12 protein-coding genes and 1 other RNA gene are annotated in these 9,804 nt (G+C 42.1%); 8 read left to right on the forward strand and 5 right to left on the reverse strand.

Annotated elements, in window-relative coordinates:
* Positions 1-252: 252 nt before the first annotated feature.
* Together ABR397_RS21185 and ABR397_RS21190 are read right to left on the reverse strand one after the other, a co-directional pair.
* Positions 253-840: an ankyrin repeat domain-containing protein gene (locus ABR397_RS21185; RefSeq protein WP_350307446.1), complete on the reverse strand. Its 588-nt coding sequence runs from the start codon at positions 838-840 to the stop codon at positions 253-255.
* Between the two features lie 15 nt (positions 841-855).
* Positions 856-1,869: a phospholipase gene (locus tag ABR397_RS21190; RefSeq protein WP_350307447.1), complete on the reverse strand. Its 1,014-nt coding sequence runs from the start codon at positions 1,867-1,869 to the stop codon at positions 856-858.
* A 494-nt stretch (positions 1,870-2,363) separates the two neighbouring features.
* Between ABR397_RS21190 and ung the strand changes: the two genes are divergently transcribed.
* A complete protein-coding gene (ung, locus tag ABR397_RS21195) occupies positions 2,364-3,044 on the forward strand; it encodes a uracil-DNA glycosylase (protein ID WP_350307448.1) in 681 nt (226 codons plus the stop codon).
* A 51-nt stretch (positions 3,045-3,095) separates the two neighbouring features.
* Here the strand turns inward: ung and grpE are convergent, their stop codons facing one another.
* Positions 3,096-3,677: a nucleotide exchange factor GrpE gene (gene grpE / locus ABR397_RS21200; protein WP_046973725.1), complete on the reverse strand. Its 582-nt coding sequence runs from the start codon at positions 3,675-3,677 to the stop codon at positions 3,096-3,098.
* 123 nt (positions 3,678-3,800) lie between these two features.
* On the opposite strand from grpE, the gene nadK reads away from it, so the two are divergent.
* The 3 genes from nadK to bamE all read left to right on the forward strand — a co-directional run bounded on the left by nadK (position 3,801) and on the right by bamE (position 6,890).
* Complete coding sequence (gene nadK, locus ABR397_RS21205) at positions 3,801-4,679, forward strand: NAD(+) kinase (RefSeq protein WP_350307449.1); 879 nt, start codon at positions 3,801-3,803, stop codon at positions 4,677-4,679.
* 88 nt (positions 4,680-4,767) lie between these two features.
* A complete protein-coding gene (gene recN, locus ABR397_RS21210) occupies positions 4,768-6,429 on the forward strand; it encodes a DNA repair protein RecN (RefSeq protein WP_350307450.1) in 1,662 nt (553 codons plus the stop codon).
* Between the two features lie 113 nt (positions 6,430-6,542).
* A complete protein-coding gene (gene bamE, locus ABR397_RS21215; RefSeq protein ID WP_021324742.1) occupies positions 6,543-6,890 on the forward strand; it encodes an outer membrane protein assembly factor BamE in 348 nt (115 codons plus the stop codon).
* Positions 6,891-6,948: 58 nt separating this feature from the next.
* Here bamE and ABR397_RS21220 read toward each other — a convergent pair whose 3' ends face one another.
* Both ABR397_RS21220 and ABR397_RS21225 read right to left on the reverse strand, forming a co-directional pair.
* On the reverse strand, positions 6,949-7,242 hold the full coding sequence (locus ABR397_RS21220; RefSeq protein WP_350307451.1) for an RnfH family protein: 294 nt from the start codon (positions 7,240-7,242) through the stop codon (positions 6,949-6,951).
* Positions 7,235-7,669, reverse strand: a complete 435-nt coding sequence (locus tag ABR397_RS21225; RefSeq protein WP_036843021.1) for a type II toxin-antitoxin system RatA family toxin — start codon at positions 7,667-7,669, stop codon at positions 7,235-7,237. Before ABR397_RS21225 ends, ABR397_RS21220 begins: the two co-directional genes overlap by 8 nt.
* A gap of 157 nt (positions 7,670-7,826) precedes the next feature.
* Between ABR397_RS21225 and smpB the strand changes: the two genes are divergently transcribed.
* The 4 genes from smpB (at position 7,827) to ABR397_RS21245 (ending at position 9,798) form a co-directional block, all read left to right on the forward strand.
* Positions 7,827-8,309, forward strand: coding sequence for an SsrA-binding protein SmpB (gene smpB / locus ABR397_RS21230; RefSeq protein WP_350307452.1), 483 nt, complete (start codon positions 7,827-7,829; stop codon positions 8,307-8,309).
* 50 nt (positions 8,310-8,359) lie between these two features.
* Positions 8,360-8,723: a transfer-messenger RNA gene (gene ssrA, locus ABR397_RS21235) on the forward strand.
* A 462-nt stretch (positions 8,724-9,185) separates the two neighbouring features.
* On the forward strand, positions 9,186-9,371 hold the full coding sequence (locus ABR397_RS21240; RefSeq protein ID WP_011147563.1) for a helix-turn-helix domain-containing protein: 186 nt from the start codon (positions 9,186-9,188) through the stop codon (positions 9,369-9,371).
* A 142-nt stretch (positions 9,372-9,513) separates the two neighbouring features.
* Positions 9,514-9,798 carry a SymE family type I addiction module toxin gene (locus ABR397_RS21245; RefSeq protein WP_158019890.1) on the forward strand — a complete coding sequence of 95 codons (285 nt, stop codon included), beginning with the start codon at positions 9,514-9,516 and terminating at the stop codon, positions 9,796-9,798.
* Positions 9,799-9,804 lie beyond the last annotated feature (6 nt).

Genomic DNA, 9,804 nt, shown 5'->3' on the forward strand with positions numbered 1-9,804 from the left:
ATGGAAGGGAGAGATCTTAACGTTTTAATGAGAGAAATGCCTATAAAAAGTCATATTCTGATTTTTATTTAACCAAAATAACCTTATTAAAAATGTGAGATCTCACCCTGCACCGTCATGATTACTCGTTCTGCGTTGAAGAAAGACAAACAGACCCCTGAATACCATCGTCGAAAAATTGATGAGAGAGAAGTGAGGCGTAAAACGCAAAAATACCAGGTAAAAAGAGAGGCTAAATAGCACGTTTTTATCTTACTTAAAATAATATCGGCTGACTTGCTGAGCTTTCAGCCAATGATTGACTTCATCATATTCCGCTTGCATCTCACAGCTCCGCGCTTTTAGCGGTGTGAGATTGAGATACATCAGGAATGTTGATTGCTGCTTGTTTTGCAATTTAGGATCAGCACCTGACTTCAACAATATCAACGCCAGTTCCGGTGAATTAATTTTAGCTGCAATATGTAACGGAGTATCCCCAATCCGATTAGCCAAATTGGGGTTAGCTCCTGACATCAGCAGTAATTCAGCCTGTATTTTTCTCCCTACCTGAACCGCAGCATGTAGAGGCGTTGCTAAAGTGACAGGATGAGTAATATTCACATCAGGCACAACTGATAATAAAGATTTGAGATAATCAGGATTACTGATTTTTGCAGCCGTATGTAAAGCACTTTCTTGTTGTAAACCCGATTGAGCAGGATCAGCCCCCTCTTTCAGCAAAGTATTAATATCATTCATTCGCTGATTGAATATCGCCCATTGCAACGGATTTATATTTTCTTCATCCTGCTGAAAATTCGATTCAGATTCAAACTCAACGACTTCACAGATTTTCATAATATCCCTTTGCAATCATACAGAAACGCTTAGATTTGGTTCGTTAAGCATCACCAACGATTCTTCTTGTTGTTCATTATTCAAAGATATCCAAGGTTTATATATCGTTAATAATTCCAACACCTTTTTAAGAGAATGTGCATTGAATCCACGCATCAGAGAAGGCAACCATTTATTCGATTCTCCCAAATCACCATTATATTTCAGTAAAATTTTATGCCCTATCGGCTGGGACACTGGCAGTTTCTGTTGTAATGAATCAAGAAAATCATATTCCACAACATAATGCCGTATCAATCCATTATCAGCGATATTTCTGCCCTCTTGTGGTGAAAGCCCCAGATTTTTCATCATATTGTCGGAAACACCGGCTGAATTAAATATCACCGCAGGTTTTCCAACTGATAATGCAGCTGTTGCGGCTAATCCTCCCCCCAAAGAATGTCCAGTAAATAACATATTTCCCCCAAACGCCATTCTGGCAGTACGAGCTAAATCAACAGCCTGATGGTATTGCGCTTCATCAAACCCAAAACCTTGACGTAAATTAGTCAATATATCTTTCAAATCGTTAGTACCTGCAAAAGCAACGATATGGAGATCACCACTACGATAAATGCCTGCCTGAAAACCCGTTGTTTCATTTCTCAAATTTGCCGGTTCTATTCCTGCATTTAATAACTCACCATCAGAAAGACGGACATAATCACCAATTCCCATAGTGGTTTTTATATAAACATCATCAGAGATCAAAGCCAATATATAATCAATTTCATGAGATTGATTACCATTAATCTGTTCTGCTTTAATTCCTGTCATTGATTTTAAATTGATGTTAATACTCTGTTCATTAACTAATGATTGATAAATTCTATTGTTCTTTTTAGTCGTTTCTGAGAGCGAAGAGACTTCAGGGGCCGCTTTCTTAATATTCTCGGTTGGAACAGAAGGTGATGTAACAAGCTGAAGATTATTTAAAACAGGAAAATCTGAACCTATTGATAGATTGAGACCAATTGATAAACTCATAAAATTCCCTAACGATAGTTGAAAATAATTAGCTATTTAATTGGTGCAATTAATCTATCGGCAGGAAATAACTTAAGGTTAAGCAAATGTTTTAATATTGTTAGCAAAACTAATAAATTGTGATTTCTATCTCTGATACTAGATCAATTTCTACCTAGTGTTTATCAGTAAATTGGATACCCGTCATCATTTCTATCTCTACATTCATGCAACAAACCAATATATCTAATGCTTGTATACCAACATGAATGAGAATACCCATTGATTCAGCTCAATTAATTTCATATAGTCGCTATAAATATATTGCAACCTTATGGTTTAAATAATTTTTTATAGCTAACTACAAAGAAATTATTTTGATAAATTTTCAAAAATAATTTACGGCATTGAAATATTTATCAAAAATTTCGTTTTAGTGTTCATTAAAGGTTTCCCTCTGATTTTGAAATCGGTAAGCTAGCGTCCATCTGGTAATTATATAAAAAGGATTTGCTATGTCCGCATCTCTCACATGGCACGACGTGATCGGTAACGAGAAAAAACAACCTTATTTTCTCGACACACTGGCTTATGTCGCTAAAGAACGTCAGGCAGGTAAAACCATTTATCCGCCGCAACAGGATGTATTTAATGCATTCCGCTACACCGAATTGGCTGATATTAAGGTTGTGATACTTGGGCAAGACCCTTACCACGGCCCGAATCAAGCACATGGTCTCTCTTTCTCAGTCCAACCTGGCATTCCTGCGCCACCTTCACTGGTTAATATGTACAAAGAGCTGGTATCCGATATACCCGGCTTCCAATGCCCAAATCACGGCTGCCTCATCGGTTGGGCCAAACAAGGGGTACTCCTCCTCAATACCGTATTAACCGTAGAACGTGGTAACGCTCACTCTCACGCCAATCTGGGCTGGGAAACTTTCACTGATAAAGTCATTGCTGCGATTAACGAGCACCGTTCAGGCGTAGTTTTTCTTCTTTGGGGATCTCACGCCCAGAAAAAAGGCAACCTTATTGATGCCAATAAACAGCATGTCCTCAAAGCACCTCATCCATCTCCGCTGTCTGCTCACAGAGGATTCTTTGGCTGTAAACACTTTTCAAAAGCCAATGAATTCCTGGAAAAACAAGGAATGGCGCCAATTAACTGGACACCTGAGTTGCTACAGTAAAAAAATGCCGCCCCGGTTGGAGCGGCATTGATTATCTACACTGAACTAAAATTACTTTGATACGGCTACCATTGCCGGGCGCAATAAGCGGCCATTTAAAGTATACCCTTTCTGCATGACCATCATGACATGATTCGGCTCATGCTGATCGGATTCCATCATGGTCATGGCCTGATGGACTTCAGGATTAAAAGGAATATCAGTGTCGCCGACAACTTCAATACCAAATTTACCAACAGCCCCCAGGAAGGATTTCAACGTCAGTTCAATACCTTCAAGCATTGGCGCTATTTCGGTATTGGTGCGATCTGCTGCCTCCAGAGCACGCTCAAGATTATCAATCACCGGCAACAGTTCATTAGCAAATCTTTCCAGCGCGAATTTATGGGCTTTTTCTATGTCTTGCTCAGTACGACGACGGATATTTTCAACTTCAGCTTTAGCACGCAAAATGGCGTCACGTTCACGCTGTTGCGCCTGTCTGAGCTGTTCTTCCAGCTCTGCGACCCGTGGCTCAACAACGCTTTCAGTCTCTGATGCTTCTGCTTTATCCGCACTGTTTTGCTGTTCAGATACAACTTCCATATCTTCCGAGACTTGCTCGTCAGGCATTTTTTGTTCTTTACTACTCATGAATATCTCCGCGTATTTGGCATTAATCTCACTACTTAGCTTATTATGGGGATCTAAACTGGGGATTCAAGGGAACCCGTCATATTGTGAGGACAAAACCTCTTGCTGAAGGAAATTACAACGATGAATAAAAAATTCAAATGCATTGGTATTGTTGGTCATCCTCGTCATCCAGAAGCACTCGCCACTCATGAGATGCTTTATCATTGGTTAAAATCCAAAGGTTACTGCGTCATTGTTGATCGCCAGGTAGCCAAAGATATCGGTTTACAAGATGCACAGACCGGTGGCCTGACTGAAATTGGTAAACAAGCTGATTTAGCCGTGGTTGTTGGTGGCGACGGCAATATGCTGGGGGCTGCCCGGGTTCTTTCCCGTTATGATATTAAAGTCATTGGGATTAACAGAGGTAATCTGGGTTTTCTGACGGACTTAGATCCTGATAATGCTCTGCAACAACTTTCTGAAGTACTGGATGGCGAATACAGGAATGAACAACGTTTCCTGCTAGAAGCACTGGTCAGAAGAAACGGCCAGAAACCTCGTATCAGTACCGCAATTAACGAAGTCGTGCTCCATCCTGGGAAAGTGGCTCACATGATTGAATTCGAAGTTTATATTGATGAACGTTTTGCTTTTTCCCAACGCTCTGACGGATTGATTATCGCAACACCAACAGGTTCGACCGCTTACTCACTCTCCGCAGGGGGGCCAATTCTAACACCTAACCTAGATGCTATCGTCCTGGTACCGATGTTCCCGCATACATTATCTGCCCGCCCATTGGTCATCAGTAGCGAAAGCAGCATTAGACTGAAGTTTTCCCAAAACAGCAACGATTATGAAGTCAGTTGTGATAGCCAGATAGTTCTACCTATACAGGGTGGAGAGGATGTAATTATTAGCCGCAGCAAACAGAAGCTCAATCTCATCCATCCTAAAGATTATAATTACTTCAATACATTAAGCACAAAACTAAGCTGGTCTAAAAAAATGTTCTAAAAAAACAAGCTTCACTACTTTACTGTATAAAAAACCAGTTTATACTGTATGAAAATACAGAGGTGTTTTTATACACAGGAGAGGCATGATGCTCACCCAGTTAACTATTAGCAACTTTGCCATTGTTCGTGAGCTTGAAATTGATTTCCGGTCAGGTATGACAGCCATCACGGGTGAAACCGGCGCCGGTAAATCTATCGCAATTGATGCATTAGGTTTATGTCTGGGCAATCGCGGTGAGACCAACATGGTACGTAACGGCGCTTCCCGTGCTGATATTTGCGCCCATTTTTCTCTTTCTGATGCACCTTCTGCCCGTCAATGGCTGGGAGAACGTCAACTTGATGACAATAATGAATGCTTGCTGCGCCGTACCATAACTTTAGATGGCCGCTCAAGGGGTTTTATCAATGGTACGGCTGTACCACTTTCCCAATTACGTGAACTGGGCGCTCACCTTATCCAGATTCACGGCCAGCACGCCCACCAATTACTCTTGGAAAGTGGTCACCAAAAACGCCTGCTCGATACTTATGCTAATCAGTTCAATCTGCAAAATGAGATGAAACAGGTCTATCAGAAATGGCACCAAAGCTGTCAGGATCTGGCACAATTCCAGCAACAGGCTCTTGAGCGCCAATCTCGTCAACAGTTGCTGGAATATCACCTGAAAGAGCTAAATGAATTAGCCCCGCAGCCAGGTGAATATCAAGAACAAGATAATGAATACAAACGGTTGGCAAACCGTGGTCAGCTATTATCGGTCAGTCAGAATGCACTCCTGCTACTGAGTGATAATGATGAGCAAAATATTATCAGCCTGCTAAATCACGCTAAACACGAATTGGCAGAACTCATCACAATGGATGATAAATTCGGTAACCTGCTGACTATGCTGGAAGAAGCATCCATCCAAATTAATGAAGTCAGTGATGAACTCCGCCACTATGGTGATCAACTGGATATGGATCCAAATCGCCTATTTGAACTGGAACAAAAAATTTCGCAGCAAATCAGAGTCGCCCGGAAACACCATGTTGTACCGGAAGCGCTTCCCTCACTACATCAACAATTACGGGAAGAACAGCAACTGCTGGCACAACAAGAAGATGATTGCGCTCATCTCTGCGAACAGGTCAACAGACACCATAAACAAGCATTAGAAGTAGCAGAAAGGCTGCATCTGGTTCGCCAACAATACGCTAAAGAGTTAAGTGGGCTAATTACTAACAGTATGCATCAGCTTTCCATGCCTCATGGTCGCTTGACCGTTGATGTCTCTTTTGCGCCTGAACACTTAAATGCTGATGGCGCAGATAAAGTTGAATTTAATGTCACCACTAACCCTGGTCAGCCACACCAATCACTGGCAAAAGTCGCGTCGGGTGGTGAACTTTCCCGTATTGCACTGGCAATTCAGGTTATAACGGCCAAGAAAATGGAAACTTCAGCCCTGATATTCGATGAAGTGGATGTGGGTATCAGTGGCCCGACAGCCGCAATTGTCGGTCGTCTGTTACGTGAATTAGGCGAGTCTACACAGGTCATGTGCGTCACTCACCTGCCTCAAGTAGCCGGTTGCGGTCACCAGCATTTTTATGTCAGTAAACAGACCGATGGTGAAGAAACAGAAACTCAAATGCAATTACTGGACAAGAAAGCCAGATTACAAGAGCTGGCGCGGCTTCTGGCAGGTAGTGAAGTCACAAAAAATACCTTGGCGAACGCAAAAGAGCTGCTGACAGGATAATATGACACAACTTTTACGGATATTTGGGGTCATAGCTAAAACTTGTAGAGGTTTTCAATCTCGTCAAGGTCTATTATTATCAACATCCTGACTCCTAAAGGAATGTAATTACCATGCGCTGTAAAATGTTGACTGCCGCTGCTGTATCATTCGTTATGCTGACTGCGGGTTGCTCTACACTGGAACGGGTTGTTTATCGCCCTGACATTAATCAGGGGAACTATCTGACACCTGCTAATGTATCAAAAATCCACAAAGGGATGACCCAGCAACAGGTAGCCTATACATTAGGAACACCCATGTTACAAGACCCGTTTGGTACTCAAACATGGTTTTATGTGTTTCGTCAGCAACCTGGGCATGAAAAAGTGACTCAGCAAACCCTAACACTGACGTTTGACAGTAAAGGTGTACTGACTGACATTAAAAACGAAAACTCACTTACTGAGAATCTTCAATAATCAAAGAGATATAGACAGCAAGTCATAAAATACAGATGACTGGCTGTCTATTGACAAATTATTGAACATTATTTTTAGCCCGTTCAGCACGCTTACGACGCATTTCTTTTGGATCGGCTAACAATGGGCGATAAATTTCCACCCTATCACCCTCTTCCAAAATATCCGTCAGCTTGGCGGGACGGCTATAAATTCCAACTTTATTTTTTTGCAGATCAATATCATTACGTAAAGTCAGCAGACCTGACGCAACAATTGCCTGCTCTACAGTCGCCCCTTGCGACAATTTCACAGTACGCAGATATTGGCGGTCAGGCAATGCATAAACAACCTCGACATTGATATCAGGCACTATAAACCTCGCGAGCACGCAGAGTAAAAGCCTGTATCATACTTCCGGCCAACTCCTTAAAAATCTTGCCGAAAGCTAATTCAATCAGCTTATTAGTAAATTCAAAATCAAGGTGAAGCTCAACTTTACAGGCATCTTCACTCAGAGGTATGAACTGCCAGCCTCCCATCAACTTACGAAAAGGCCCATCCACCAGTTGCATATTAATGCTTTGGTTATCAGCCAGGATATTCCGGGTAACAAAAGTCTTGCTTATACCCGCCTTGGAAACATCGACTGACGCAGTCATTTCATGACGACTGATGCTCAACACACGGCTGCCGACACACCCTGGAAGAAAATCCGGATAAGAACTCACATCATTGACCAATTTGTACATTTGTTCCACGCTGTACGGTACTAACGCAGAGCGACTAATCTGTGGCATATCATTTCCTGTAAGGCCCAATTGTGGCAAATAATATCACCTATACGTGATTAAAGAAAAACCTGTCAGCGTATAATGCAATAAATACTCATTAATCAGCAAATATGCTGCGGGAAAAGATTTCTTTCATCAAAGCATTCAGTATAATGCATACACTATGACAAAGAAAAAAGCACACAAACCCGGTTCGGCAACCATTGCCATGAATAGACGAGCCCGCCACGAATACTTCATTGAAGAAGAATTTGAGGCGGGCCTCTCGTTACAAGGATGGGAAGTCAAATCACTGCGCGCTGGTAAAGCAAATATCAGCGACAGTTACGTTTTACTCAAAGATGGCGACGCTTATCTTTTTGGTGCCACCATCACTCCGTTAAATGTAGCTTCTTCCCATGTCGTCTGTGATCCTATGCGTTCACGCAAACTCTTACTTAATCAGCGCGAACTTGACTCATTATATGGTCGAGTCAATCGTGAAGGTTATACCGTTGTTGCCTTATCCCTCTATTGGAAAAACGCCTGGTGCAAAGTCAAGATTGGCGTAGCAAAAGGTAAGAAGGCGCACGATAAACGTTCAGATATCAAAGAACATGAATGGAAATTAGACAAAGCACGTATTATGAAAAATGCCGGACGATAATCTCTGGCATTATAGTTTAATATTCTGATATACTTGCTTTTGACATACTTGGGGCTGATTCTGGATTCGACGGGATTCGCGAAACCCAAGGTGCATGCCGAGGGGCGGTTGGCCTCGTAAAAAGCCGCAAAAAAATAGTCGCAAACGACGAACAATACGCAATAGCAGCTTAATAACCTGCATATCGCCCTCTCTCCCTAGCCTCCGCTCTTAGGACGGGGATCAGGAGAGGTCAAACCCAAAAGAGATCGCGTGGATGCCTTGCCTGGGGTTGAAGCGTTAAATCTAATCAGGCTAGTTTGTTAGTGGCGTGTCTGTCCGCAGCTGGCAAGTGAATGTAAAGATTAGACTAAGCATGTAGTACCGAGGATGTAGGAATTTCGGACGCGGGTTCAACTCCCGCCAGCTCCACCAATTTAGTAGGGACAGTGATAGGACAACAGCTTTAAAAACAGTGAGTTAGCAAAGTTGATTGGACACTGACCGGACAATGAAGGGACACAAAAGGATACGCAAAGGAGCCGCGGAGCTTTTGGAAAAACCAACCATAATTAGGTTGGTTTTTTTATGTCTGTAGCAGCAACTACCTCTATTTTATAATTCATAGTACAAAATAAAATGCCTCACCAGATCTCTGCCTCATAGGGCATTATTCATAAATCCAGCACTTGATACCGTCAGTTTTTGACGCATGCATGTAACCCAACTTCATATAACAATCACCTTAGTGATAGGTATTTCTGGTGTGGCATATCCTATGCTCATGGAGTTCGGCTTGTGCCACTTAAGCGGTCATTTTATTTACCAATGTCACCCTATCGGCGAAATGGCTATACTATGATGTGTCGATAAACAGTTTATATTTGTGGAGTAATTTTGAAACGTATACCGCCAGAATTGTTTAAGTCTGAAATGAAACGAAAAGGCTGGACGCGCCGCGAGCTGGCTATACGGTGGGGCAAATCAGAAACATGGATCAGCAAAATAGTGAATAATATAGAACGGGATCAACACTGGAATGACGCCCTCAATGGACTGCCTGACAACGAAAAACCTAGGTAAACTATAGGTCATATTTTTATTGCAGAAAGGTAACCTATCGTTCATAATTCAACATTGAGAGACTATTTTCACTGACGCAGAGCTACCGGGCTGCCACCCGATAACCCTGCTTACCACAACTAACTATATAAGGTAGTTAATTATGGCTAAACGCGATAATAAAACAATTCGCCGAATTTCCCAAGCTGAACGTTTTGGCAAGGTAGCTAAAAACGGCATTTCTTTAAAAGGAAAATGGTTACAGGAAGCGGGATTTACCTTTGGAATGCCACTAAAAATCCGGGTGATGCCGGACTGTATTGTTATTACCGCCCAGAACACTCAGGAACTCTGGCAATGCCTGGAAGGACTGAGTATTGAGCCATTTAACCCCAATGCTGCTATTGACTGGATTAAGTATTATCCTGGTGGGTTGATGATTACCTAATAGACT

It is taken from the genome of Photorhabdus viridis (assembly GCF_040256935.1).
Lineage (GTDB): Bacteria > Pseudomonadota > Gammaproteobacteria > Enterobacterales > Enterobacteriaceae > Photorhabdus > Photorhabdus viridis.

What these genes read in the sequence shown, in the direction of transcription:
- bamE (WP_021324742.1), top strand. Translation starts at nt 6,543, where the DNA reads ATGCGCTGTAAAATGTTGACTGCCGCTGCTGTATCATTCGTTATGCTG.
- recN (WP_350307450.1), top strand. Translation starts at nt 4,768, where the DNA reads ATGCTCACCCAGTTAACTATTAGCAACTTTGCCATTGTTCGTGAGCTT.
- grpE (WP_046973725.1), bottom strand. Translation starts at nt 3,677, where the DNA reads ATGAGTAGTAAAGAACAAAAAATGCCTGACGAGCAAGTCTCGGAAGAT.
- nadK (WP_350307449.1), top strand. Translation starts at nt 3,801, where the DNA reads ATGAATAAAAAATTCAAATGCATTGGTATTGTTGGTCATCCTCGTCAT.
- ABR397_RS21185 (WP_350307446.1), bottom strand. Translation starts at nt 840, where the DNA reads ATGAAAATCTGTGAAGTCGTTGAGTTTGAATCTGAATCGAATTTTCAG.
- ABR397_RS21245 (WP_158019890.1), top strand. Translation starts at nt 9,514, where the DNA reads ATGGCTAAACGCGATAATAAAACAATTCGCCGAATTTCCCAAGCTGAA.
- ung (WP_350307448.1), top strand. Translation starts at nt 2,364, where the DNA reads ATGTCCGCATCTCTCACATGGCACGACGTGATCGGTAACGAGAAAAAA.
- ABR397_RS21190 (WP_350307447.1), bottom strand. Translation starts at nt 1,869, where the DNA reads ATGAGTTTATCAATTGGTCTCAATCTATCAATAGGTTCAGATTTTCCT.
- ABR397_RS21225 (WP_036843021.1), bottom strand. Translation starts at nt 7,669, where the DNA reads ATGCCACAGATTAGTCGCTCTGCGTTAGTACCGTACAGCGTGGAACAA.
- smpB (WP_350307452.1), top strand. Translation starts at nt 7,827, where the DNA reads ATGACAAAGAAAAAAGCACACAAACCCGGTTCGGCAACCATTGCCATG.